This is a genomic window from Clavibacter michiganensis (assembly GCF_016907085.1).
GTDB classification, from domain to species: domain Bacteria; phylum Actinomycetota; class Actinomycetes; order Actinomycetales; family Microbacteriaceae; genus Clavibacter; species Clavibacter michiganensis_O.
Genome location: NZ_JAFBBJ010000001.1, coordinates 282,909 through 306,354, shown reverse-complemented (window position 1 = coordinate 306,354; position 23,446 = coordinate 282,909). Strand labels below are relative to the sequence as shown.

The following is a 23,446-nucleotide window of genomic DNA, read 5'->3' as shown; positions in this document are numbered from 1 at the left end:
ACGCCGCCGCGACGGGCCCACCCCTAACGTGGCTTCCGCGGGCGCTGGGCCCGCGAACCCACCCTGAGGAGGCAGCGCGCATGATCGTCGCTGAGAACCTGACCAAGCGCTACGGCGCGAAGACCGCCGTGGACGGCGTGAGCTTCACCGTCCAGCCGGGCATGGTGACCGGATTCCTCGGTCCGAACGGTGCCGGCAAGTCCACCACGATGCGCATGATCGTCGGGCTCGACAGCCCCACGTCCGGCTCCGTGACCGTCAACGGCCGCCGCTACCGCGACCTCCAGGCGCCGCTCCACGAGGTCGGCGCGCTCCTCGATGCCAAGGCCGTGCACACCGGCCGCTCGGCCTTCAACCACCTGCTCGCCATGGCGGCCACGCACGGGATCCCGCGCTCGCGGGTGGACGAGGTCATCGAGATGACGGGCCTCCAGCCCGTCGCCAAGAAGCGCGTCGGCGGCTTCTCCCTCGGCATGGGGCAGCGCCTCGGCATCGCCGTCGCGCTCCTCGGGGATCCCCGCACGCTGATCCTCGACGAGCCCGTCAACGGCCTCGACCCCGAGGGGGTCATGTGGGTGCGCAACATCACGCGCTACCTGGCCGGCCAGGGCCGCACCGTGCTCCTCTCCTCCCACCTCATGAGCGAGATGGCGCAGACCGCCGACCACCTCATCGTCCTCGGACGCGGTCGCGTGCTCGCCGACGCGCCCGTCGCGGCGGTGGTCGCCGGGGCCACGAGCGCCGTCGTCCGCGTCCGCTCGCCGCATGCCGACCAGCTCGGCCAGGCCGTGGCGAGGCCGGACGTCGTGGTCACCAGCGTCGAGCGCGACGTGATCGAGATCACCGGGCTCACGGCCGCGCAGGTCGGCGACGCGGCGATGTCCGCCGGGGTCGTGCTCCACGAGCTCACGCCCGTCACCGCGTCCCTCGAGGACGCCTACCTGTCGCTCACGCAGGGCGACGTCGAGTACCACAGCGCCGCAGTCGGCCAGACCGAGCAGGAGATCGCACGATGACCGCCACCAGCACGACCTACGCGCCCGCCCCGGTGACCACGGGCCGGCCCACGCTCCCCCGTCTCATGCGCTCCGAGTGGATCAAGCTGCGGACGCTGCGCTCCACCGTCTGGTGCTTCGCGCTCGAATTCCTCCTGCTGGCGGGCTTCGCGGCGCTCTTCACGCCGTTCGTGGTGGACCAGCTACGCGACCAGCTGGCCCTCCCCGGCGTTCCCGCCTCCGACCTGATGGTGTCCGTCGGCTTCAGCGGTCTCACCCTCTCGATGCTGGTCGCGGGCGTGCTCGGCGTGCTGGTCATCAGCGGCGAGTACTCCACCGGGATGATCCGCTCGTCCTTCAGCGCCGCGCCCCGCCGACTCGGGGTGATCGCCGCGAAGGCCATCGTCTACACGGGCGTCACGTTCCTCGTCACCGCCATCGCGGTGGCGACCGCCCTCCTGACCGCACACGGCTACTTCGCGGCGGCCGGCGCGGACGTCGACCTGCTCACGCGCGACGTCCTCCTCTCCGCGCTCGGCGGCGTGCTCTTCGTCGTGCTCATCGGAATGATGGGATTCGGCTTCGGTCTGCTGCTGCGCAACGGCGCCGCCGGGATCGGCGCCCTCGTGGGCCTCGTGCTCGTCGTGCCCATCGTCGGCTCGCTGCTCGGCGGCGTGCTCGACTGGGTGGCGGATCTCGAGCCCTACTTCCCCCTCAGCGCGGGCAACCGGCTCTACAGCTCCGGCACCGGCGCGCCCGGCGAGCTGGAGTTCTGGCAGGCGCTGCTCGTCATGCTCGGCTGGGTCGTCGTGATCCTCGTGCCCGCTCTGATCCTCGCCAAGAAGCGGGACGCCTGATCGACGCGGAACGGCGGACGCCGTCGGGCGCGGCGGACACCGCCGCGCCCGACGGCGTCCGCCTGCCCACCCCTCCCGGCGCGTTCCGGGGGTGGATGGCGCGGCACCCGCGCGTGGTCGACGCCACCATCGCCGTCTTGTACGCGCTGATCTCCATCAGCGCCACATCTCCGACAGCCGGCCCCGGCACCTCGGTCCCGGGGTACATCGCGCAGGCCGCGCTCATCGTCGTCGCGGCCGCGGCCCTGCTGTTCCGACGCTCCCGGCCGGTCGCGGTGCTGGCCGTGAGCGCGGCCGCCGCCGTGGCCGTCGCCGCGATCTCCGGCTCCTACGACGGCGGCGCCGTGCCGCTGGCCCTGTACGCCGTGGCCGTGCACGGGTCGTCGCGACGCGCCTGGTGCGGGCTGGCCGGCGTGTCCGTCCTCACGGCCGTGGTCGTGCCGCTCACCGTCGGGACGGGACCGCTGGACCTCACCACGGCGAGCTTGCTTCTGGTCAGCTTGATCCCCCCGCTCATCGCGACGCTCATCGGGACGAACGTGGGCGGACGCAAGCGCTACGTCGAGGCGCTGCAGGACCTGGCCGTGCAGCTCGCGCGCGAGCGCGACCAGCAGGCGCGGCTCGCCACGGCGGCGGAGCGGACGCGGATCGCGCGCGAGATCCACGACATCGTCGCGCACGGGATCACCGTCATGGTGACGCTCGCCGACGGGGCGGCCGCGAGCGCCGTCGCCCGGCCGGAGCTCGCCCGTGACGCGATGCGCGAGGTCGCCGAGACCGGTCGCACCTCGCTCTCCGAGATGCGCCGCATGCTGGGCGTCCTCGCCGAGGAGCCCGGCGCGGGCGACGCCGTCCCGCCGTCGCTCCGCGCGCCGCAGCCCGGGCACGCCGACCTCCCCGCCCTCGTCGACTCGTTCCGGTCCACGGGCCTCCCCGTGCGCTTCACGAGCACGGGCGGGCCCCCGGACGATCCCGGACGCCAGCTCGCCGTCTTCCGCGTCGTGCAGGAGTCGCTGACGAACGTGCTCCGCTACGCGCCGAACGCCGACCGGGTCGAGGTGCGGGTCGACCACCGGCCGGAGGAGATCATCGTCGAGGTCACCGACGACGACCTCACGGGACCCGTCGTGCCGCCCGTCCCCGGCAGCGGCCGCGGGCTCGTCGGCGTCGCCGAGCGCATGGCCGTCTACGGCGGCACCGCGACGGCCGGACGCCGCGAGAACGGCGGCTGGCGCGTGCTGGCCACCATGCCCAGCGGGCTCCATGACGTCCGTCCCGGCGACGCGTCACGGGCCGCGGACCCGACGACCAGCCCCCGCATCCAGGAGGACCGATGACCGACCCCCGCACACCCGTCCGCGTGCTCATCGTGGACGACCAGGCGCTCGTGCGCATGGGCTTCCGCATGGTGCTCGACGCCGAGCCCGGGATCGAGGTGGTGGGCGAGGCCGCCGACGGCCGCGCCGCCGTGGACCGCACCGGCGAGCTCGCCCCCGACATCGTGCTCATGGACGTGCGCATGCCCGGCATGGACGGGATCGAGGCCACCGCCGAGATCGTCGCCCGCCACCCGGCGACGCGCGTCATCGTGCTGACCACGTTCGACCTCGACGAGTACGCGTTCGCGGGGCTGCGCGCCGGCGCGAGCGGGTTCCTCGTGAAGGACACGCGGCCCGAGCACCTGATGGAGGCGATCCGCGCGGTCGCGGACGGCGACGCCGCCATCTCGCCCCGGGTGACGCGCCGCATGATCGAGCTGCTCGGGCCGGCGATGCCCCCGACCGGCGGGGCGGCCGGAACCGGGGAGGGCGCAGCCGACCCGCGGCTGCGGCCGCTGACCTCGCGCGAGCTGGAGGTGCTCACGGCGCTGGCCGAGGGGCTCACGAACCAGGAGATCGCGGGGCGGCTGTTCCTGTCGGAGTCGACGGTGAAGACCCACGTGGGCCGGGTGCTCGCGAAGCTCGAGGTGCGGGACCGGGTGCAGGCCGTGATCCTCGCGTACGACTGCGGGCTCGTGCGGCCCGGTGCATGACGCGGCGCGAACGAGGTCGCCGACGACCCGCGCGACGGGGGAGGATGGGAGCTCCGGCCGCCCGCCGGGACGACCCCACAGGAGCGCGATGACCACCACCGCTGCGGACGCGCGGGCCGCCCACGCCCTCCCGGTCGCTCGCCGCGCTGCCGACCCGCCCGCGGGCGACCCCGGCTCCGGCACGCGCACGGGATCCGACACGGGCCTCCTCGAGCGCGCGGCGACGCCGCCGGTGTGGAGCTGCGTGGTCTGGAACGACCCCGTCAACCTCATGACCTACGTCTCGTACGTGTTCCGCAGCTACTTCGGCTTCCCCCGCGAGCGCGCCGACGAGCTGATGCTCCGGGTGCACGAGGACGGCCGGGCCGTGGTCGCGACGGGGATCCGCGAGGAGATCGAGCGCCACGTGCTCGCGATGCACGGCTACGGCCTGTGGGCCACGCTCGAGCGGGTGGACGCGTGAGGGCCTTCCGCGCGCGCCCGGACGACACGGTCGCCGCCCACCTCGAGCCGCACGAGGTCGCCATGCTGCGCGGCCTCCTCGGCGAGCTCGGCGGGATCCTCGAGGAGGGCACCGCGCCCGGCGGCGCCACGGACGGCGCCGCCCCCTCCCCCGTCGTCGAGCGCCTGCTGCCCGACGCCTACCCGGACGACGCCGAGGCGTCCGCCGAGTTCCGGCGCTTCACGGCGTCGGACCTCAGCGAGGCCAAGGCCGCGAACGCCACCGCCGTCGAGGCCACGCTCGCGGAGGCGGACGCGCGCGGGGCCGGCCGGCGGGGGCTCCTCGTGGTGCTGGATCCGACGGGAGCGCAGGCCTGGCTCCGCACGCTCAACGACCTCCGGCTCGCGATCTCGGTGCCGCTGCGCATCGACGAGGCCGAGGGCTGGCGCGACCGCGCGCCGGAGGAGAGCGCGAGCCTCTACGACTGGCTGACGTTCGCGCAGGGATCGCTCATCGAGGCCGTCGACCGCTGAGCGTCGGCCTCCAGCGGCCGCGGAGCGGCCCGGCCACGGGCGTCGGCGAGCATGATGGAGGGGACCCGCGGATCAGCCGGCCCGACGGGTCCCGTCCGCAGGAGAGGAGCAGCATGCGCGTCGTCGTCATCGGAGCGACCGGGAACCTCGGCACCGGGGTGCTGCGCCGCCTCCACGCCGCGGGCGCCGAGATCGTGGGCGTCGCCCGGCGCATGCCCGACGCCTCCCTCGAGCCGTACTCCCAGGTCACCTGGCGCCTCGCCGACATCGGCGCCGCGGGCGCCGTCTCCGGGCTCGCGGCCACCATGCGCGGCGCCGACGCGGTGATCCACCTCGGCTGGGCGCTGCAGCCGAACCATCGCGAGCGCGTGATGCACCGCACGAACGTCATCGGCACGGCGAACGTGCTCGAGGCCGTCGCGCAGGCGGGCGTGCCCCAGGTGGTCGTCGCGTCGTCGGTGGGCGCGTACAGCGCGGCCCCGAAGGACCGGCCGCGCGACGAGTCCTGGCCGACCGGCGGGATCCACACCTCCCACTACTCCCGGCACAAGGCCGAGAACGAGCGCGCGATGGACGCGTTCGAGGAGGCGCACCCCGAGATCGTGGTGACGCGCATGCGGCCCGGGCTCGTGATGCACGACGAGGCCGCCGCGGAGATCGCCGGCCTCTTCCTGGGGCGGTGGATCCCCACGCGCTGGCTCTCGCTCGCCACCCGCACCCCGGTGCTGCCGCTCCCCCGCGAGCTCGTCTCGCAGGTGGTGCACAACGAGGACGTCGCGGACGCGTTCTGGCGTGCGGTCGAGCGGCGCGCTCCCGGGGCGTTCAACGTGGCGGCGGATCCCGTCGTCGACGCCGCGCTCGTCGGCCGCCTCCTCGACGCGCGCGTCGTGACGGTGCCGCTGCCGGCGCTGCGGGCGCTCGTGTCGGCGAGCTGGCGGCTGCGCGTGCAGCGGACGGATCCCGGCTGGATCGACATCGCCGCGAACGTGCCCGTGATGTCGACCGACCGCGCCCGCGAGGTGCTCGGCTGGACCCCGACCCACACGGCGGAGCAGGTGCTGTCCGAGTTCGGCCGCGCCTTCGTGCACCGCACCGGGCGCGAGGGCTCGGCGCCGCTCGCCGGATGACCGAGGACGCCGAGTTCGTCGCGGCGGCGCTCGAGCGGGAGGGCGCGTGGTACCGCGCCGAGGCGGAGCGGGAGCGGCTGCGCTCCGACCTCGAGTTCGTGGGCGCGTCCGTGGGCGCCGTGCGCGGGACGGTGCGCGACCTCGGGCGGCGGCGTCCGGGGATGACCCGCGACGAGGCGGTCGCGCTCGCCTCCGAGCTCTGGCGGTCGCGCGTCTACGAGCGACGGCTCGCGGCCGTCGTGCTGCTGCAGGCGCACGTCGACGGGCTCGACAACGGCGATCTCACGCGCATCGAGGGGTTCGTGCGGGATGCGCGGCTGCGGGCGCTCGTGGATCCGCTCGCCCTCGACGTCATCGGCCCGCTCGTCGAGCGGCTCTCCGGCACCGCGCGCGCCCGGGCCGACCAGGCCCTCGACCGGTGGGCGGGCGAGCAGGACGTGTGGCTCCGCCGGGCCGCCCTGCTGGCGCCGACGCGCCCGCTCCGCGCGGGCGGCGGCGACTGGGACGGATTCCTCTGCCGTGCTCGCACCGCGCAGGCGGCGCCGCGGGGCGGGCACGACGTGGTGCGCGAGGCGGTCGAGCGGGTGCGCGACCTCGTGCGCGAGACCCGGCCGGACCTCGCCTGACGCCGACCCCGCCCGCGGGTACGGTCGGGGCATGACCTTCGACGACGACGCCCGCATCGACAGCAGCAAGGTCACCCGGCGCCGCGGCGGCCGGGGACGCACGACCGGCATCGCGGCCGGCGGCGGCGGGCTCCTCGTGGTGGTCGCCGTGATCCTCGTGCAGCAGTTCACGGGCGTCGACCTCTCGCAGCTGGTCGGCGGCACAGGCGGCGCGGGCTCGGGCGGCTCCGCGCAGGAGCAGGACGAGGCCATCGAGGGCTGCACGACCGGCGCCGAGGCGAACGCGAGCGTGGAGTGCCGCATGGCCGGCGCGGCCGACTCGCTCGACACCTACTGGACCACCGCGGCATCCGAGGTCGGCATCGCCGACTACGCGAGCCCCGGCTTCTCGCTGTTCGACGCCGCGACGAGCACCGGCTGCGGCGAGGCCACGAGCGCCACGGGCCCGTTCTACTGCCCGCCGGATCGACGCCTCTTCGTCGACACGACGTTCTTCGACGAGCTGCGCACGCGCTTCGGCGCCTCGGGCGGGCCGCTCGCGCAGATGTACGTGGTGGGCCACGAGTGGGGCCACCACATCCAGCAGCTCTCGGGCGCCTTCGACCGCGCGGACCGCAGCGGCACGGGGCCGGACTCCGACTCGGTGCGGCTCGAGGTGCAGGCCGACTGCTACGCGGGCGCGTGGGTCGGCGCCGCCGCCGAGGTGCGGGACGACACCGGACGCGCGTTCCTCGAGCCCGTCACCACGACCGAGGTCGCCGACGCGCTCGACGCCGCGGCCGCCGTGGGCGACGACCGCATCCAGGCGCAGGCGGGCGGCGGGGTGGATCCGGACACCTGGACGCACGGATCCGCCGAGCAGCGCCAGCGCTGGTTCGAGGCCGGTCGCGCCGGCGGACCCACGGCGTGCGACACGTTCGCGGTGCCGGGCAGCGCCCTCTAGGGCACGCGGCCCCTAGTCGGCGGCGGGCGCAGGCGGATCCGTGCGGAAGCCGACCAGCCGGTGCGTGCCGTCGCAGTAGGGCTTGATCGACGAGACGCCGCAGCGGCAGAGCGCGACGGTGCTCCGTGACCGCGGGACCGGGCGGCCCTCGGGGTCGACGATCTCGAAGTCGCCGCGGACGAGGAGCGGCCCGTCCGGGTACGCGATGATCCGCGCCGGCTCCGGTGCCGTCGACCGGGCGGGCGCCTGGCCCGACGCGGGGGCGTCGTCCGCGGACGGCGCGCTCACGCGGCGACGACGGCGGCCGTCGAGCCCTCGCGGAGCGACGACCGGCCCGCCTGCCAGCTGGCGAGCACGTGCGCGCCGACCCACCCCTCGACCTCGAGGCACGCGGCCGCGCCGAACAGGACGTCGTCGAGCAGCTCGGGCTCCGACTCCACGAGCCCGCCCGCGAGGTCGTGCGCGGCGATCTGCTCGTGGACGGCGTCGGCCTCGACGTGCTCGTCGTAGTACCAGGCGACGTCGTCGCCGAACCCCAGTCGGCGGATCCCGCTGGCGTAGAGGCGGCTGGGCACGCTCGAGGTCATCTCGAACGCGGCGAGGTGGCCGACGATCGCGCCGCGGAGGCGGCGGTGCAGGCTGAACAGCGACATGGCGTTCGAGGACGCGAGCGTGATCGCGGGCACGTCGTCGAGGTACGCGCCGTAGCGGTCGTCGAGGCCGACGCCGCGGAGGGTCGCGCCGAAGATGGTCGCGTGCACGCGCTCGGGCCGGCCGCCGCCGTACTCGTCGGCCTGGATCTCCACGAGCGCCGCCTTCGCGCGACCGCGGAGGCGCGGGATCGCCCAGGAGTGCGGATCCGCCTCGCCGAGCGTGTAGATCGACCGCTGCACGAGGAACTCCCGGAGCTGCTCGACGCTCGCCTTCCGCGCGACGACGCGCGAGAGCGACGGGCCGGATTCGGCCGAGGTGAGCGCGAAGAGCCAGGCGGCGACGCCCGCCGACGTCGGCTCCGGGCGCTCGGGCACGTCGACGCGCTCGCGCAGGGCGGCCTCGAACGCGCGCTCGAGGATCCCCCGCACGGCGATGAGCCGCGGGTCCCACTCGCGGTCCTCGTCGACGCCCTCGAGGCCGGCGTGGTGCAGCTCGTAGAGGCAGAACAGGGCCAGCTGGACGTCGTCGTCCCGGACCACGTCGTCCGTCGCGGCGAGCGCCTCGGCGGCGAGCGCGGCGAGGTCGGGAGCTGGGGCGACGGCGCGCGCGTCGGCGGCGGTGCCGACGGCGGCGGCGGATCCGGGCGCGGACGGCGAGGCGGATCCCCCGGCGAGGTCGGCGAGGAGCGACGCGCTGAGCGGGCCGCGCGCGGCGGGGAGGGGCGACGGGAGGGTGCGAGCCGCTTCGTGGGCGGTCGCGAACAGATCGGTCATGCCCCCACCCTCCTCCGCCTCCCGTCGGCGCGGCCGGGCGTGTCGCGGTCTCCCCCGGGCGGCGGTAAGGCCTGCCGCAGGTGCCGGGCGCGGTGCGACCGCCGTGCGCGCATCCGGGATACTGCGGAGAGGCCCGCGCCCGGCGGGCCAGGTCCACGCGAGGAGGTGCCCATGCGACGCGGCACGAACCTCCCCGCCATCGGCGGCTACAACCGCACGGTGGTGCTCGACGCGGTGCGCCGTGCGGCCGAGGGGGCCAGCCGCTCCGAGATCGCCGAGCGCACGGGCCTCAGCGCGCAGACCGTCACCAACGTGACGCGCCGCCTCATCGACGAGGGTCTCGTGCGCGAGGGCGGCACCGTGATCCGCGGACCCGGCAAGCCGCGCACCCTCCTGCACCTCGTGCCCGACGGGCGCTTCGCGGTGGGCGTGCACGTGGATCCCGCGGTCATCACGTCCGTGCTGCTCGACCTCGAGGGCACGGTCATCCGCCACGTCAGCAGCCCCACACCCTCCGCATCCCGCCCCGACGAGGTGGTCGCGCTCGTGGCGCGGCTCGTCGACGGCCTCATCGCCGACGCGGGGGTCGACCGCCAGGCCGTGCTCGGCGTGGGCCTCGCCGCCCCGGGGCCCATCGACGTGGGCGCGGGCCTGGTGCTGGATCCGCCGATGCTGCCCCGCTGGCGCCACGTCCCGCTGCGCTCGGCCCTCAGCACCGCGACCGGGCTGCCGGTGCTCCTGGAGAAGGACGTGACCGCGGCCGCCGTCGCGGAGCTGTGGTTCGGGCCCGGGGATCGCCGCCACCTCGCGTTCGTCTACTACGGCACGGGGTTCGGCACCGGCCTGGTGCTCGGCGGCGAGCCGGTGCGCGGTGCGAGCTCGAACGCCGGGGACTCCGGCCACATCATGGTCGCCGCGCGCGGCCGGCGCTGCACGTGCGGGCGGGTCGGCTGCGTGGGCGAGCTCATCACCCCGCACGCGCTCGTGCGCCAGGCCGTCGAGGGAGGCGTGCTCCGGGCCGGCGACGTGTCCGACGCGGCCCTCGCGGAGTCCGCGGCGAGCGGCGACGCGGTCGACATGCGCCTGATCGGCGAGGCCTTCCATGCGCTCGCGGCCCGCGCGGACGCGGAGGACGGGCCCGCCCGCCGGATCGTGGAGGCCGCGGCCCGGCACCTCGCGCGCGCCATCGTCATCCAGGTGAACCTGCTCGACCTCGACGAGGTCGTCTGCGGCGGCCCGTTCTGGCACCCGATCGCGCGCCTCGTGCTCGCGACGCTGCCGGAGGAGGTGCGGCGCTCCCCCGCGCTCATCGCCAAGCACCCCGTGCGGGTGGTCGAGTCCGCCGTGGGCGAGGACGTGGCCGCCGTCGGCGCCGCGTGCCTCGTGCTCGACAACGCGTTCTCGCCGCGCCCGTCGGCGATGCTCATCCGCGGCTGACCGCCGGCCGGCCGGCCGCGCTCCGTCACCGGATCGACACCAGGATGTCTTGACATGGATTAGTCCATACGTTTGGCTAACCCTCGACGGACGGCGACGATGCCGACCGTCCTGGCCAGTGGAGCAAGGGAGCACCATGACGAACCATCCGCCCCGTCGCAGGACGCGAGCCCGCATCCTCCAGATCACGGCGGCGTCCGTCGCCGCCCTCCTCCTCGCCACCGGCTGCTCGGGCGGCGCGGGCGGCGGAGGCGACGGGAAGACCCTCAAGGTCGCCTACCAGAAGTTCGGGACCTTCACCCAGATGGACGACCACATGAAGGAGACCGCGAAGACCTTCGAGGCCGCGAACCCCGGCATGAAGGTCGAGTTCGTGCCCATCGCCGCGCAGAACGACGACTACTTCACCAAGCTCGCGCTGATGAACCGGTCGGCCTCGACGGCCCCCGACGTGATGTACGAGGACACCTTCAAGGTGAAGTCCGATGCCGCCGCCGGCTATCTCCTCCCCCTCGACGAGCAGGTGGCCGAGTGGGACGACTGGTCCAAGTTCTACGACTCCGCCAAGCAGGCGGGCGTCGGCGAGGACGGCAAGGTCTACGGGATCCCCATGGGCACCGACACGCGCGCCCTCTGGTACAACAAGGACCTCTTCGCCAAGGCCGGCCTGCCCGTGCCGTGGACGCCGAAGACCTGGGACGACGTGCTCGACGCCGCGAAGACGATCAAGCAGAAGCTGCCCGACGTGATCCCGCTCAACGTCTACTCGGGGAAGCCCCAGGGCGAGGGCGCGACCATGCAGGGCTTCGAGATGCTGCACTACGGCACCCCCACCGGCACCCTCTACGACGACGCGACGAGCAAGTGGATCACGGGCTCGCAGGGCTTCGAGGACTCGCTCGGCTTCATCCGCGACGTCTACCAGGGCGGCATCGGCCCGAAGCCCGAGGAGGCGCTCGACACCAACATCGGCACCATCGTCGCCGGCCAGTGGATCCCGCAGGGCAAGCTCGCCATCGACCTCGACGGCTCGTGGCTGAGCGGCACCTGGCTCGACACGGGCACGAACCCGTGGCCCGAGTGGAGCGACGTGATGGGCCAGGCGCCCATGCCCACGCAGGACGGCCAGGCCCCCGGCGCCGTCAGCATGTCGGGCGGCTGGACCCTCGCGGTCGGCGCGAAGACGAAGGCCCCCGACAAGGCGTTCGAGTTCATCGCCGACGCGCTCGACAAGGACGGCTCGCAGTCGTACGACATCGCGGCCAGCCAGATCGCGGTCCGCAGCGACGTGGCCGAGGACCCGGAGTACGTCGCCTCCAACCCGACGTTCGCGTTCTTCTCCTCCCTCGTCGACACGACGCACTTCCGCCCCGCGACGACCGACTACAGCCGCATCTCCAATGCGATCACGGTGGCGATGGAGTCGGTGATGACCGGCCAGCAGTCCCCGCAGGAGGCCGCGGCCGCGTACGACCAGGCCGTCGTCGGCATCGTCGGCGAGGACGGGACGCAGAAGGCCGAGGACTGACCCGTGGCCACCACCATCGCCCCCGTCCCGGTCGGCCGCGCGGCCGACGGGCGGGGCGCGGCGGGCTCGGGACCCGGGTCGGGCGGGCCTCCCCCGGTCCGCCCCGGCCGGGGCCGCGCCCGCGCGCTCCGCACCGGCGCGCGCACCATCCCGCTGCTGCCCTCGATCGTCCTGCTCGCCCTGTTCCTCCTCGGCCCCGTGATCTCGAGCCTCTACGGCTCCTTCACCGACGCGTCCCTCACCGGGTACGCCGCCGGCGGCGCGCGGTTCATCGGGTTCGACAACTACACGGCGCTGTTCGCGGATCCCGACTTCCCCAAGTCCGTGCTCCTCACGCTCGCGTTCGTGTTCTTCTCCGCGGTCGTCGGGCAGAACGTCGTCGGCCTCGGCCTGGCGCTGCTCATGCGGCAGGGCAACCGCGTGGTGCGCGCGGTCGTCGGCACCTTCGTCATCGCGGCGTGGGTGCTGCCGGAGATCGTGGCCGCCTTCGCCGCGTACGCGTTCTTCAACGACGAGGGCACGCTCAACACGATCCTCGGCTGGTTCGGCATCCAGGGCGCGAACTGGCTCTACGGCCTGCCGCTGCTCTCGGTGATCCTCGCGAACGTGTGGCGCGGATCCGCCTTCTCGATGCTCGTGTACTCCGCGGCCGTGCAGGAGGTGCCGCCGGAGATCACCGAGTCGGCCGAGGTCGACGGCGCGACCGGCTGGCAGCGGCTCGTCTTCATCACGCTGCCGGTGATCCGCCGCAGCATCTCGACGAACCTCATGCTCACCACGCTGCAGACGCTCTCGGTCTTCACCCTCATCTTCGTGATGACGGGCGGCGGCCCCGGCACCAGCAGCTCGACCCTGCCGATCCTCGCCTACCAGGAGGCGTTCCAGTTCTCGCAGCTGGGCTTCGGCACCGCGATCGCCACGATCATGCTCCTCGTCGGAGCGGTGTTCAGCGTGATCTACATCAGGGCCCTGCGCCCGGAGGTGGACTGACCATGGCCGTGACCACGACCGCGCCGGCACCCGCCCGCGCCCCACGCGCAGCCCGCCCGCCGGGATCGCGCATGACCTCGCCGAGCGGCCGCGTCATGCGCGCCGTGGCGAACGGCGTGCTGGTGCTCGTCGCCCTGTGCTTCGCCGTGCCGCTCGTGTGGCTCCTCCTCGCGGCCTTCGACCCGTCGGCCACGCTGTCCGCGAAGGTCCCGGCGGAGTTCACGCTGGAGAACTTCGAGGCCGTGCTCACGCCGGAGATCTCGTTCATCCCGCTCATGAACAGCCTCGTGCTCTCGGGCGGCTGCGCCGTCGTGACGGTGGTCGTCGCGATCCTCGCGGCGTACCCGCTGTCGCGCTACCGGATGCGCATCAACAAGCCGTTCCTCTACGGGATCCTGTTCGGCACGTGCCTGCCCATCACCGCGATGATGGTGCCCGTCTACAGCCTCTTCGTCACGCTCGACCTCATCGACTCGATCGGCGGCACGGTCTTCTTCCTCGCCGCCACGAGCCTGCCGATGGCGATCTGGATGGCGAAGAACTTCATGGACTCCGTGCCGATCTCGCTCGAGGAGGCCGCGTGGACCGACGGCGCGTCGATGATGCGCACGCTCACCCACATCGTCGTACCGCTCATGCGCCCGGGGATCGCGGTGGTGTTCATCTTCGTGTTCATCCAGGCGTGGGGGAACTTCTTCGTGCCCTTCATCCTGCTGCTGAGCCCGGACAAGCAGCCGGCGGCCGTGAGCATCTTCGCCTTCTTCGGGCAGTACGGATCCGTGGCCTACGGCCAGCTCGCGGCGTTCTCGCTCGTCTACTCGGTGCCCGTGATCGCGCTGTACGTGCTCGTCTCGCGCACGCTCGGCGGGTCGAACGCCCTCGCCGGCGCCGTGAAGGGCTGACCGGCCCGCGCATCCATCCGCACCACCACCGCACCACCCGCCGCCGGACGCCGACGCCCGCGCGGCGCACGCTGGAGACACCCGCCCGCGGTCCGCCGCGCCATCGACTGGAGACGACCATGCCCCCCACCACCGCGCTCGCCGAGGCCCGCGTCGAGCGGTTCGTCCGCGACCGCCTCGTGCCGAACGTCCACCGCCGCCGGATCCCGCTCGCGATCGAGGCGTGGGACGCGCCGGGCGAGCCCGTGCCGTTCGCCGAGGCGGTGCGGCAGGACTACCGGCCGTTCGCCGTCGGCACGCCGTGGAGCAGGGCGTGGGGCACGACGTGGTTCCACATCACCGGCACCGTGCCGGACGACGGGGCCGCGGACGGCACCGCGCTCGAGGTGCTCGTCGACCTCGGCTTCAGCGACCGGCAGCCGGGCTTCCAGGCCGAGGGCCTCGTCTACCGGCCGGACGGCAGCGTCGTGAAGGCCATCGAGCCGTACAACGGCTACGTGCCGCTCGTGGGCGTCGGTGCCGGCACCGCGCCGGGGACGCGCATCGACCTCTGGATCGAGGCGGCATCGAACCCCGACATCGGCGGCGACTCCTTCCACGGCGAGACGCCGCTCGGCGACCCCGCCACCGCGGGCGACGAGCCCATCTACCGGCTGCGGACGATGGACCTCGCGTGGCGCGACGAGGCCGTCTGGGAGCTCGACCGCGACGTCTGGACGCTGCGGGGGCTCATGGGCCAGCTGGATCCGGCGTCGCCGCGCCGCGCGGAGATCCTCGCGGCGCTCGAGCGCGTGTGCGACGCGGTGGATCCCGACGACGTCGCGGGAACCGCCGCCGCCGGCCGGCGGGAGCTGGAGCAGGTGCTCGCGGCGCCCGCCCACGCCAGCGCGCACCGGGTCACCGCGGTCGGCCACGCCCACATCGACTCCGCATGGCTCTGGCCCGTGCGCGAGACGCGCCGCAAGGTGGCGCGCACCTTCTCCAACGTGCTCGCGCTCATGGACGAGGATCCCGACTTCGTGTTCGCGGCCTCCAGCGCCCAGCAGTACGCGTGGCTGAAGGAGGACCACCCCGAGCTCTTCGAGCGGCTGCGGCAGCGCGTGGCCGAGGGCCGCTTCGTGCCCGTCGGCGGCATGTGGGTCGAGTCGGACACGAACATGCCGGGCGGCGAGGCGCTCGTCCGCCAGCTCGTGCAGGGCAAGCGGTTCTTCCTCGAGGAGTTCGGGATCGACTCCCGCGAGGTGTGGCTGCCCGACTCCTTCGGCTACACGGGCGCGCTGCCGCAGATCGTGCGCGGCGCCGGTGCCGAGTACTTCTTCACGCAGAAGCAGTCGTGGAACGAGACGAACACGATGCCGCACCACACCTTCCTCTGGGAGGGCATCGACGGCAGCCGCGTCTTCACGCACTTCCCGCCGGTGGACTCCTACAACTCCGACCTCTCCGGGGAGGACCTCGCGCGCGCCGAGCGGCAGCACGCGGAGAAGGCCGTGAGCAACGCGTCGATCGTCCCGTTCGGCTGGGGCGACGGCGGCGGCGGGCCGACCCGCGAGATGGTCGCGGCGGCGCGCCGCACGCGCGACCTCGAGGGGTCGCCGCGCGTGGAGCTCGGCACGCCGCTGTCCTTCTTCGACGCCGCGAGGGCCGAGATCCGGGACCCGCACGTGTGGTCGGGCGAGATGTACCTCGAGTTCCACCGCGGCACGTACACGTCGCAGGCGCGCACGAAGCAGGGCAACCGGCGCAGCGAGCACCTGCTGCGGGAGGCGGAGCTGTGGCTCGCGGCGGCCGCGGTGCGCGACCTCGTCGCCTACCCGCACGACGAGCTCGACGCGCTCTGGCGCACGGTGCTGCTGCTGCAGTTCCACGACATCCTGCCGGGCACGTCCATCGCCTGGGTGCACCAGGAGGCCGAGCGCGAGCACGCGCGCGTGCAGGGCCGGCTCCGCGAGCTCGTGGCCGAGGCGCAGGCGGCGCTGGCGGGATCCGGCGACCGGCGCATCGCGTTCAACGCGGCGCCCGTGGAGGCGGCGGGCGTGGGCGCGCTGTCGGCCGCTGTCGTGGATCCGGCCCCCGCCTCCCCTGCACCCGTCGCGGACGGCGACGGATGGATCCTCGACAACGGCCTCGTCCGCGCCAGGTTCGACGCCGACGGCACGGTCTCCTCGCTCGTCGACGCCGCATCCGGCCGCGACCTCGTCGCCCCCGGCCAGCGCCTCGGCCTCCTGCAGCTCTTCCGCGACACCCCGAACCAGTGGGACGCGTGGGACATCGACGACGCCTACCGCCGCACGCGAACCGACCTCGGTGACGTCGAGGCGGTGCGGATCGACGGCGATGCCCTCGTGGTCGAGCGCGCGTTCGGCGCCTCGCGCGTCACGCAGACGTGGACCCTGCCGGCCGGCGAGCCGGAGCTCCAGGTGGTCACCGACGTCGACTGGCACGAACGGCAGAAGCTCCTCAAGCTCGCGTTCCCGCTCGACGTCCACGCCGACCGGGCCGCGTCCGAGGTCCAGTTCGGCCACGTGCAGCGCGTCACGCACGCGAACACGTCGTGGGAGACCGCGCGCTTCGAGACGGTCGCGCATCGCTGGGTGCACGTGGGCGAGCCCGGCTTCGGGGTGGCGGTCGCGAACGACGCGACGTACGGGCACGACGTGACGCGGATCCCCCGCCCCGACGGCGGCAGCGCGACCCTCGTGCGCCAGTCGCTCCTGCGGGCGCCCGTGTTCCCCGACCCGCACGCCGACCAGGGCCGGCACGTGCTGCGCTCCGCGGTGCGCGTGGCGCCGGACGTGCTCGACGCCGCCCACGCGGGCTACCGGCTCAACCTGCCGGTGCGCGAGGTCGCGGGAGACCACGGCGTCGCGCCGCTCGTCACGTCGTCGAACGCGGCCGTCGTGATCGAGGCCGTCAAGCTCGCGGAGGACCGCTCCGGCGACCTCGTCGTGCGGCTCTACGAGGCGCGCGGCGGCCGGGAGTCGACCGTGGTGCGGGTGGATCCGTCGCTCGGCCTGGGCTCCGCCCGCCGCACGGACCTGCTCGAGCGGCCCCTCGACAGCGCCGGCGAGCACGCGGCGGGCGAGGCGATCGAGCTGACGCTGCTGCCGTTCGAGATCGCGACGCTGCGGATCGCGCGCCGCTAGCCCGGGTCCGACGCCCGGCGGGGCTGCCCGGTCAGCCGACCGGCGGCAGCCCCGCCGCCTCGCGCGCGACGCGCGCGGTCTCCGCGTGCTCGGCGCGCCAGAACGCGGCGTCGCCGTCCGGCAGATTGCCGCTGGCGGCCCGCAGCCCCACGGCGCCGTCGACCAGCTCCCGCAGGATGTCGGCGTGCCCCGCGTGCCGGTTGAGCTCCGCGACCAGGTGCACGGCGATCCGCTGCACGGTCACCCGCCCGACCTCTCCCGGCCACCACGGCACGCGGCCGACGGCGTCGAGCGGCAGCGCCCGCAGCGTCGCCTCGGAGTGCGCGCCGACGCGCTGGGAGAGCCCCACGATGTCGGCCCGCGACTCGTCCGCGGTCGCGCGCATGTCGGCGTTCGGCGGCGCGTCCTCCTCCATCCACGGCAGCTCCTCGGGGAACGGCCGCCCGAAGACGAAGCCGAGGTAGCCCGCCTCGACGCCCGCCGCGTGCTTCACGAGGCCGAGCAGGTTGGATCCCGTCGGCACGAGCGGCCGGCGCACGTCGTGCTCGCCGAGGCCCTCGAGCTTCCAGACGAGGGCCTCGCGCGCGAGACGGAGATGGCGGATCAGGTCGTCGCGGACGGCGGCGTCGCCGGGCGCGGGGGCGGATGCGGATGAGGGCTGCGCTGCGGTCATGCCGCGAGCTTCCCAGGCGCCCCCGACGCGCGTTCAGCCCGGAGGCCCCGCGTCGATCGCGCGCCCCGGACAGGGGGCGCGCGACGGTCCGCCCGGGCTCGTCCGCCCAGGAGGATGGACGGGGGCGAGTCGACCGGCCCCGGACCGGGAGCACCGCATGGCCGCTGACGACACGACCGCAGACGACGCCGCTGCCGCCGAGGCCGACAGGTCGGCCGACCCGGGGCACGGCAGGCGCGCGCTCGCTCGCATCGGCTCCCACGCCATCGCCGCCTGGATCGCCGAGGTCGTCACCCCGCGTCGCCGTCTCGTGGCGCTCGGCGTCGCGCTGGTCGCGGGCGTGGCCATGGCGCTGCTGATCGCGCCGGTCCTCGCGCGCGCGGACGGCGCCGAGACCGCGCTCCCGGGAGCCGTCGTGCTGGGTGCCGTGGTGGGCGCCGCCGTCGGCGTGATCCCGGTGTCGATCTGGCTCTCGCGCGCGATCCGCCGCCACCCGACGGTCTTCGGGACGCACCCGGCCTGGCGGGACGCGGCCCTGCTCGACGCCGCCGTGGACCCGCGCGGCCGGATCTCCCTCGCCCCCGGGACCGCCGGACGCGCGGCCACGGAGTCCCGCCGGGCCATCGCGGCCGCGGCCGCGCCCGTGCCCGGGGCGCTCGTCCTCAGCGTCCTGGCGCTCGTCGGGCTCCCCGCCTACGCCCTCGCCGGAGACCCGGGCACCCTGCTCTGGTTCGCGCCGATCTACCTGCTGATGTCGGCGTCGACGCTCTGGACCCAGTCCCTCGCGGCCGGCCGCATGGCCCTCCTCCGCGACGCCGCCGACGCGGAGCTCGCCCGCCCCGAGTCCGAGCGCACCGTCGCCCCGCCCGTCGACCCGCCGCACGGCAGCCGCCTGCCCTGACGACGCCCGCACACGGCGGGTTCCCCCGCGCGGGGAATACGGTGGGCCCATGAAGGCGCTCCAGTACACCCGCATCGGATCCCACCCCGAGGTCGTCGAGATCGACAAGCCCGTCCCCGGGCCCGGTCAGGTCCTCCTCCGCGTCACCGCCGCCGGCGTGTGCCACTCGGACGAGTACGTGATGGGCCTCTCGGAGGAGGAGTACCGCGCCGCCGGCTACCCGCTCCCCCTGACGCTCGGCCACGAGGGCGCGGGCGTCGTCGAGGAGCTGGGCGCGGGCGTCGAGCACCTCGCCGTCGGCGACGCGGTCGCGGTCTACGGCCCCTGGGGCTGCGGCCGCTGCCACGCGTGCGCCGAGGGCCGCGAGAACTACTGCGAGAACGCCGCCGCCGAGGGGATCCAGCCTCCCGGGCTCGGCGCGCCCGGCGCCATGGCCGAGTACATGATCGTCGACGACCCGCGCCACCTCGTGCCGCTCGGCGACCTCGACCCCGTGGCCAACGTCTCGCTCACCGACGCCGGCCTCACGCCTTACCACGCGATCAAGACCTCGCTGCCGAAGCTCGGCGCGGGCACCTACGCCGTCGTCATCGGCACGGGCGGGCTGGGGCACGTCGGGATCCAGATCCTCCGCGCCCTCAGCGGCGCCACCGTCATCGCCCTCGACGTGAACGACGAGAAGCTCGAGCTCGCCCGCCACGTCGGCGCGCACCACACGGTGATCAGCGACCGGGACGCCGCCGACGGCATCCGGGCGATCACCGGGGGCCGCGGGGTGCAGGCCGTCTTCGACTTCGTCGGCGCGACGCCCACCATGGCGACGGCCCTCCAGGTGGTCGAGCCGGCCGGCGACGTGACGATCGTCGGCATCGGCGGCGGCACGGTGGAGGTCGGGTTCGGGACCGTCGCCTTCGACGCCGCCGTGCGGATCCCCTACTGGGGCAGCCGCTCTGAGCTGATCGAGGTGCTCGACCTCGCGCGCTCGGGCCAGGTGACCGTCGAGACGCAGCGGTACGCGCTGGAGGACGGCCCGGATGCCTACGCCGCGCTCGCCGCGGGCACCGTCCGGGGGCGCGCGGTGATCGTGCCGTAGCGACGCGGATCGTCGGCGGATGCGGCCCGGCGGACGAGCGTGCATGCCGCGGCGGGAATGCGTCCGTGGAGCTCCTCCAGCGGCTGGGGACCGAACCGCGGGAGCGACGGCGACGAACATTACGCGCGACCGACGAGCCGCGACGCACCGACGGTTTCTCAGCCCACGGCGCCTCGCGACATGGCAGGGTAAGGACTCGGTCGCCCCTGATCCACGGCAGCCGGAGCGTCATGCGGATCACGGCGCTGCATCCCCTTCGGTCCCGTGAGACGGGCCGCTCCCCCTGGCCGCGAGGCCCCGACCTTCGAGTGAGCAGGCACATGACAGACACCGACACCTCCGCCCCTCCCCGCATCGTGCTGACCAAGCCCAAGCGCGGCGGTGGGTCCAATCCGACCACCGCGTACTCGGGTCTCCTCAACACCGTCCGCGAAGCCGGGCTGCTGGAGCGCCGCGTCGGGTTCTACGTGCTCATGTTCGCCGGCATCACCGCGGCGCTCGTCGGCCTCGGCGTCGGCTTCTTCGCGCTGGGTGACAGCTGGTTCCAGCTCCTCATCGCCGCCGGCCTCGGCATCATCTTCACCCAGTTCGCCTTCCTCGCCCACGAGGCCTCGCACCGCCAGGTGTTCGAGTCCGGCAAGGCCAACGACATCGCGGGCCGCACGCTCGCCAACCTCTTCGTCGGCATCAGCTACTCCTGGTGGATGACGAAGCACTCGCGCCACCACGCCAACCCGAACGTCATGGGCAAGGACCCGGACATCGAGCGCGACGTCATCTCCTTCACGCAGGAGGACGCCGCCCGCGCCACGGGCGTCTACGGCTGGTTCACGCGCCACCAGGGCTACGCGTTCTTCCCGATCCTCATGTTCGAGGGCCTGAACCTGCACGTGCACGGCTTCCGCACGGTCTTCGGCCGCGGCAAGGTCGACAAGCGCTGGCTCGAGATCTCGATGCTGTCCACGCGCATCATCGCCTACCTCGCCGTCGTCTTCTTCTTCCTGCCCGTCGGCATGGCGTTCGCGTTCGTCGGCGTGCAGCTCGCCGTCTTCGGCGTCTACATGGGCGCCTCGTTCGCCCCGAACCACAAGGGCATGCCCGTGCTGCCGAAGGATTCGAAGGTCGACTTCCTCCGCCGACAGGTCCTCACCAGCCGCAACATCAAGAGCACCTGGCTCACCGACATCTACATGGGCGGCCTCAACTACCAGATCGAGCACCACCTCTTCCCGAACATGCCGCGGCCCGCGCTCAAGAAGGCCCAGCTCATCGCGAAGGAGTACTGCGCGACGCACAACATCCCGTACACCGAGACCACCCTGCTGGCCTCCTACGGCATCGTCATCGCGTACCTCAACCGCGTGGGCCTCTCGGCCGGCGGCGACCCGTTCGACTGCCCCGCATCGGCGGCCTTCGGACGCTGATCGCAGCGCGCCGCACCACCCGACGCCTCCCGCTCGCGCCGCCCACCCGGGCCGCGACCGGGAGGCGTCGTCGTGCGGGCCGCGTCCGACGCGCAGCCGGCTAGCGCTTCCCCCAGTCCCAGGACGGCGTGCTGAGCAGCCCCTGCCCGCGGAGCACGGTCTGGCCCTGCACCTTCTCGAGCACCAGCTCGCCCACCTCCGCATGATCCGCGATCGCCGAGGCGAGCCCGGCCGCATGCGTCACCACCACGATCTGGATGCGGGAGGACGCGCGGGCGATGAGCTCCCCGAGCGCCGGGAGCAGGTCCGCGTGGAGGCTCGTCTCCGGCTCGTTGAGCACCATGAGCTCGGGCGTCTCCGTCGTGAGCAGCGCCGTCGCGAGCATGAGCAGCCGCAGGGTGCCGTCGGAGAGCTCCGCGGCGTCGAGCACGCGCAGCACCCCCGGCTGCTCGAGCCCCAGGGAGAACACGCCGTCCCGGGACGTGATGACGATGCGGGAGCCCGGGAACGCCCGGTCGACGATGGCGTCGAGGTCGTCGCCGCGGCCCCATTCCCGGATGGTCTCCACCGCGGCCGCCAGGTCGGCCCCGTCGCTCGCGAGGACCGGGGTGCGGGTGCCGACGCGAGGCCGGCGGGCGGGGGCGTCGAGGTCGGTGCGGAGGTGGTCGTAGAAGCGCCAGCCGCGCATGCGCTGGCGCAGGATCATCGCCTCGGGGCTCGTGACGGCGTCCGCGACCTCGCTGAGGACGCTGCGGTGCTCCGGGATGAAGGCGGGCACGCGCTGCCACGCGTCGGATCGGTCGCGTACGCGCACGTCCTTCCACCTGCGCTCCAGCAGGAGCGACCTGGGGCGCGCCGTGGGGCCGGAGAAGATCAGCTCGCGCTTGATCTCGGGATCGCGTTCGAACTTCGACCGCGGCACCGCGTCCGGATCGCGCTGCGGGATGCCGAGGTCGACCAGGTATCCGAGCTCGTCGGACGCGAAGCCGAGGCGGAGCGCGATGGGGCCGCGTCGCATGGTGCCCTGCACGGGGTGCTCCCCCTGCAGCACCGACCGCGCGATGGTCTCGGGGCCCGCCCACAGGACCGCGTCGAGGCCGCCCTCGCGCGCCAGGGCCCCGACCGCGCCGCCCTCCGCCATGTCGGAGATGAGGCGCATGGCCCGGTAGAGGTTGGACTTGCCGCTGCCGTTCGCGCCCGTGACCACGTCGAGCCCGGTGAGCGGCAGGACGAGGTCACGGAGGGAACGGTAGCCGGACACGGCGACGGTGCGGATCATGCCGCGACCCTCCCACGCACCGCCGACACGCGTGCGCGCGGCCGGGCGACGCGGGTCAGGCGTCCTGCGGCACCCGCACGGTCAGCCCGCCGGGCAGCACCTGGATCTTGAAGCCCAGGGCCCGGCCGAAGGGATCGCCGTCGAGCTCGATGTCCTCCTCCTTCTCGAGGCGCACCACGACCTCCTCGGCGGTGCGGTACTCGAGCGCGCGCACCTCCTTCTCGGGCCCCATGAGGCGACGGCCCGCGGCGGTGCGGCGGACGACGCCGTTCTCCCACGCGACCTTGAGCCAGATCTGGAGCCAGCCGAAGATGCCCTCGGGGCGCATGAGCACGACGTCGAGGATCCCGTCGTCGACCGCGGCGTCCGGCAGCAGCAGGATGTTGGCGGGCAGCGATCCGCAGTTGCCGACGATGAGGGTGTGCGCGCGGCGGCGGTGCGTGCTGCGGCCGTCGAGGCGGTAGCGCAGGCGGAGCTGGTCGCGGTCGCGGAGCGCCTTGAAGATCGCGTCGACGTAGGCGAGCCAGCCGACCTTCTTCTTCAGCTCCGAGTCGGTGTTGGCCAGCATCTTGGCGTCGATGCCGACGCCCGCCATGACGACGAACACGTGCTTGTCGCGGGACTCGTCCTCGCGCAGGATCTCGATGGCCGCGAGGTCCACCATGCGGTCGCGTCCGGAGAATGCGGCCTCGAGGGAGTGGTCGACGTCGTTGAGCGTGAGCTTGAGGTTGCGGGCCAGGAGGTTGCCCGTGCCGGAGGGCAGGAGGCCGAGCGAGACGCCGGATCCCGACATGCCCTCGGCGACCGCGCGGACCGTGCCGTCGCCGCCGGCCGCGATGACCATGTCGACGTCGTGCGAGAGGGCCTCCTCGGCGGCGCCCTTGCCCGGGTCGTCCTCGCTGGTCTCGAACCAGAGGGTCTCCTGCCAGCCGGCGGTGCCCGCCGCCTGGGCGACCTTCGTCTTCAGGGACTCGAGGTCGACCTTGATGGGGTTGTAGACGACGGCAGCACGACGGCCCGGCCCGTCGGTGGGCGCGGGAGAGGGTGCGGAGGCGGGGGTGGAGGTCGTCATCATGGTCACCCTACCGACG

At 73.9% G+C, this 23,446-nt stretch carries 22 protein-coding genes; 17 read left to right on the top strand and 5 right to left on the bottom strand.

Annotation, left to right across the window (positions count from 1 at the left end):
* The first annotated feature begins 80 nt into the window (after positions 1-80).
* The 9 genes from JOE38_RS01385 (at position 81) to ypfJ (ending at position 7,555) form a co-directional block, all read left to right on the top strand.
* Positions 81-1,016 (top strand): ATP-binding cassette domain-containing protein, encoded by a 936-nt coding sequence (locus JOE38_RS01385; RefSeq protein WP_204574539.1) that lies wholly within the window; start codon positions 81-83, stop codon positions 1,014-1,016.
* A complete protein-coding gene (locus tag JOE38_RS01380) occupies positions 1,013-1,852 on the top strand; it encodes an ABC transporter permease subunit (protein WP_204574538.1) in 840 nt (279 codons plus the stop codon). The genes JOE38_RS01385 and JOE38_RS01380 overlap by 4 nt, the downstream gene beginning before the upstream one ends.
* Positions 1,853-1,947: 95 nt before the next feature.
* The gene (locus JOE38_RS01375; protein WP_204574537.1) at positions 1,948-3,189 is read left to right on the top strand and encodes a sensor histidine kinase; all 1,242 of its coding nucleotides are present in this window, start codon (positions 1,948-1,950) and stop codon (positions 3,187-3,189) included.
* On the top strand, positions 3,186-3,884 hold the full coding sequence (locus tag JOE38_RS01370) for a response regulator transcription factor (RefSeq protein ID WP_204574536.1): 699 nt from the start codon (positions 3,186-3,188) through the stop codon (positions 3,882-3,884). Before JOE38_RS01375 ends, JOE38_RS01370 begins: the two co-directional genes overlap by 4 nt.
* Before the next feature lie 88 nt (positions 3,885-3,972).
* Positions 3,973-4,347, top strand: coding sequence for an ATP-dependent Clp protease adapter ClpS (gene clpS, locus JOE38_RS01365; RefSeq protein WP_204574535.1), 375 nt, complete (start codon positions 3,973-3,975; stop codon positions 4,345-4,347).
* Complete coding sequence (locus JOE38_RS01360) at positions 4,344-4,859, top strand: DUF2017 family protein (protein WP_204574534.1); 516 nt, start codon at positions 4,344-4,346, stop codon at positions 4,857-4,859. Before clpS ends, JOE38_RS01360 begins: the two co-directional genes overlap by 4 nt.
* A 113-nt stretch (positions 4,860-4,972) precedes the next feature.
* A complete protein-coding gene (locus JOE38_RS01355) occupies positions 4,973-5,986 on the top strand; it encodes an NAD-dependent epimerase/dehydratase family protein (RefSeq protein WP_204574533.1) in 1,014 nt (337 codons plus the stop codon).
* Positions 5,983-6,612 carry a DNA alkylation repair protein gene (locus JOE38_RS01350; RefSeq protein ID WP_204574532.1) on the top strand — a complete coding sequence of 210 codons (630 nt, stop codon included), beginning with the start codon at positions 5,983-5,985 and terminating at the stop codon, positions 6,610-6,612. Before JOE38_RS01355 ends, JOE38_RS01350 begins: the two co-directional genes overlap by 4 nt.
* 31 nt (positions 6,613-6,643) lie before the next feature.
* Positions 6,644-7,555: a KPN_02809 family neutral zinc metallopeptidase gene (gene ypfJ / locus JOE38_RS01345; protein ID WP_204574531.1), complete on the top strand. Its 912-nt coding sequence runs from the start codon at positions 6,644-6,646 to the stop codon at positions 7,553-7,555.
* Positions 7,556-7,567: 12 nt separating this feature from the next.
* Here ypfJ and JOE38_RS01340 read toward each other — a convergent pair whose 3' ends face one another.
* Both JOE38_RS01340 and JOE38_RS01335 read right to left on the bottom strand, forming a co-directional pair.
* A complete protein-coding gene (locus JOE38_RS01340) occupies positions 7,568-7,843 on the bottom strand; it encodes a CDGSH iron-sulfur domain-containing protein (RefSeq protein WP_204574530.1) in 276 nt (91 codons plus the stop codon).
* On the bottom strand, positions 7,840-8,982 hold the full coding sequence (locus JOE38_RS01335) for an iron-containing redox enzyme family protein (protein ID WP_204574529.1): 1,143 nt from the start codon (positions 8,980-8,982) through the stop codon (positions 7,840-7,842). Before JOE38_RS01335 ends, JOE38_RS01340 begins: the two co-directional genes overlap by 4 nt.
* A 171-nt stretch (positions 8,983-9,153) precedes the next feature.
* Here JOE38_RS01335 and JOE38_RS01330 point away from each other — a divergent pair, with 171 nt between their 5' ends.
* The 5 genes from JOE38_RS01330 to JOE38_RS01310 all read left to right on the top strand — a co-directional run bounded on the left by JOE38_RS01330 (position 9,154) and on the right by JOE38_RS01310 (position 16,985).
* Complete coding sequence (locus JOE38_RS01330; RefSeq protein WP_204574528.1) at positions 9,154-10,419, top strand: ROK family transcriptional regulator; 1,266 nt, start codon at positions 9,154-9,156, stop codon at positions 10,417-10,419.
* Positions 10,420-10,555: 136 nt separating this feature from the next.
* On the top strand, positions 10,556-11,947 hold the full coding sequence (locus JOE38_RS01325; protein ID WP_204574527.1) for an extracellular solute-binding protein: 1,392 nt from the start codon (positions 10,556-10,558) through the stop codon (positions 11,945-11,947).
* A gap of 3 nt (positions 11,948-11,950) precedes the next feature.
* Complete coding sequence (locus JOE38_RS01320) at positions 11,951-12,937, top strand: carbohydrate ABC transporter permease (protein WP_204574526.1); 987 nt, start codon at positions 11,951-11,953, stop codon at positions 12,935-12,937.
* Between the two features lie 2 nt (positions 12,938-12,939).
* The gene (locus JOE38_RS01315; RefSeq protein ID WP_204574525.1) at positions 12,940-13,839 is read left to right on the top strand and encodes a carbohydrate ABC transporter permease; all 900 of its coding nucleotides are present in this window, start codon (positions 12,940-12,942) and stop codon (positions 13,837-13,839) included.
* Positions 13,840-13,958: 119 nt separating this feature from the next.
* The gene (locus JOE38_RS01310) at positions 13,959-16,985 is read left to right on the top strand and encodes an alpha-mannosidase (RefSeq protein WP_204574524.1); all 3,027 of its coding nucleotides are present in this window, start codon (positions 13,959-13,961) and stop codon (positions 16,983-16,985) included.
* 31 nt (positions 16,986-17,016) lie between these two features.
* Here JOE38_RS01310 and JOE38_RS01305 read toward each other — a convergent pair whose 3' ends face one another.
* Positions 17,017-17,658: a DinB family protein gene (locus tag JOE38_RS01305; protein WP_204574523.1), complete on the bottom strand. Its 642-nt coding sequence runs from the start codon at positions 17,656-17,658 to the stop codon at positions 17,017-17,019.
* A gap of 157 nt (positions 17,659-17,815) precedes the next feature.
* Here JOE38_RS01305 and JOE38_RS01300 point away from each other — a divergent pair, with 157 nt between their 5' ends.
* The 3 genes from JOE38_RS01300 (at position 17,816) to JOE38_RS01290 (ending at position 21,076) form a co-directional block, all read left to right on the top strand.
* Positions 17,816-18,559 carry a hypothetical protein gene (locus JOE38_RS01300; protein WP_204574522.1) on the top strand — a complete coding sequence of 248 codons (744 nt, stop codon included), beginning with the start codon at positions 17,816-17,818 and terminating at the stop codon, positions 18,557-18,559.
* Positions 18,560-18,608: 49 nt separating this feature from the next.
* A complete protein-coding gene (locus JOE38_RS01295) occupies positions 18,609-19,652 on the top strand; it encodes an NAD(P)-dependent alcohol dehydrogenase (protein WP_204574521.1) in 1,044 nt (347 codons plus the stop codon).
* A 320-nt stretch (positions 19,653-19,972) separates the two neighbouring features.
* Positions 19,973-21,076, top strand: a complete 1,104-nt coding sequence (locus tag JOE38_RS01290) for a fatty acid desaturase family protein (protein WP_204574520.1) — start codon at positions 19,973-19,975, stop codon at positions 21,074-21,076.
* Between the two features lie 100 nt (positions 21,077-21,176).
* Here the strand turns inward: JOE38_RS01290 and JOE38_RS01285 are convergent, their stop codons facing one another.
* Together JOE38_RS01285 and JOE38_RS01280 are read right to left on the bottom strand one after the other, a co-directional pair.
* On the bottom strand, positions 21,177-22,355 hold the full coding sequence (locus JOE38_RS01285) for an AAA family ATPase (RefSeq protein ID WP_204574519.1): 1,179 nt from the start codon (positions 22,353-22,355) through the stop codon (positions 21,177-21,179).
* A gap of 55 nt (positions 22,356-22,410) precedes the next feature.
* Positions 22,411-23,427, bottom strand: a complete 1,017-nt coding sequence (locus JOE38_RS01280; RefSeq protein ID WP_204574518.1) for a diacylglycerol/lipid kinase family protein — start codon at positions 23,425-23,427, stop codon at positions 22,411-22,413.
* Positions 23,428-23,446: the final 19 nt, after the last annotated feature.

What these genes read in the sequence shown, in the direction of transcription:
- JOE38_RS01385 (WP_204574539.1), top strand. Translation starts at nt 81, where the DNA reads ATGATCGTCGCTGAGAACCTGACCAAGCGCTACGGCGCGAAGACCGCC.
- JOE38_RS01380 (WP_204574538.1), top strand. Translation starts at nt 1,013, where the DNA reads ATGACCGCCACCAGCACGACCTACGCGCCCGCCCCGGTGACCACGGGC.
- JOE38_RS01375 (WP_204574537.1), top strand. Translation starts at nt 1,948, where the DNA reads ATGGCGCGGCACCCGCGCGTGGTCGACGCCACCATCGCCGTCTTGTAC.
- JOE38_RS01370 (WP_204574536.1), top strand. Translation starts at nt 3,186, where the DNA reads ATGACCGACCCCCGCACACCCGTCCGCGTGCTCATCGTGGACGACCAG.
- clpS (WP_204574535.1), top strand. Translation starts at nt 3,973, where the DNA reads ATGACCACCACCGCTGCGGACGCGCGGGCCGCCCACGCCCTCCCGGTC.
- JOE38_RS01355 (WP_204574533.1), top strand. Translation starts at nt 4,973, where the DNA reads ATGCGCGTCGTCGTCATCGGAGCGACCGGGAACCTCGGCACCGGGGTG.
- JOE38_RS01350 (WP_204574532.1), top strand. Translation starts at nt 5,983, where the DNA reads ATGACCGAGGACGCCGAGTTCGTCGCGGCGGCGCTCGAGCGGGAGGGC.
- ypfJ (WP_204574531.1), top strand. Translation starts at nt 6,644, where the DNA reads ATGACCTTCGACGACGACGCCCGCATCGACAGCAGCAAGGTCACCCGG.
- JOE38_RS01335 (WP_204574529.1), bottom strand. Translation starts at nt 8,982, where the DNA reads ATGACCGATCTGTTCGCGACCGCCCACGAAGCGGCTCGCACCCTCCCG.
- JOE38_RS01330 (WP_204574528.1), top strand. Translation starts at nt 9,154, where the DNA reads ATGCGACGCGGCACGAACCTCCCCGCCATCGGCGGCTACAACCGCACG.
- JOE38_RS01325 (WP_204574527.1), top strand. Translation starts at nt 10,556, where the DNA reads ATGACGAACCATCCGCCCCGTCGCAGGACGCGAGCCCGCATCCTCCAG.
- JOE38_RS01315 (WP_204574525.1), top strand. Translation starts at nt 12,940, where the DNA reads ATGGCCGTGACCACGACCGCGCCGGCACCCGCCCGCGCCCCACGCGCA.
- JOE38_RS01310 (WP_204574524.1), top strand. Translation starts at nt 13,959, where the DNA reads ATGCCCCCCACCACCGCGCTCGCCGAGGCCCGCGTCGAGCGGTTCGTC.
- JOE38_RS01305 (WP_204574523.1), bottom strand. Translation starts at nt 17,658, where the DNA reads ATGACCGCAGCGCAGCCCTCATCCGCATCCGCCCCCGCGCCCGGCGAC.
- JOE38_RS01300 (WP_204574522.1), top strand. Translation starts at nt 17,816, where the DNA reads ATGGCCGCTGACGACACGACCGCAGACGACGCCGCTGCCGCCGAGGCC.
- JOE38_RS01295 (WP_204574521.1), top strand. Translation starts at nt 18,609, where the DNA reads ATGAAGGCGCTCCAGTACACCCGCATCGGATCCCACCCCGAGGTCGTC.
- JOE38_RS01290 (WP_204574520.1), top strand. Translation starts at nt 19,973, where the DNA reads ATGACAGACACCGACACCTCCGCCCCTCCCCGCATCGTGCTGACCAAG.
- JOE38_RS01285 (WP_204574519.1), bottom strand. Translation starts at nt 22,355, where the DNA reads ATGATCCGCACCGTCGCCGTGTCCGGCTACCGTTCCCTCCGTGACCTC.
- JOE38_RS01280 (WP_204574518.1), bottom strand. Translation starts at nt 23,427, where the DNA reads ATGACGACCTCCACCCCCGCCTCCGCACCCTCTCCCGCGCCCACCGAC.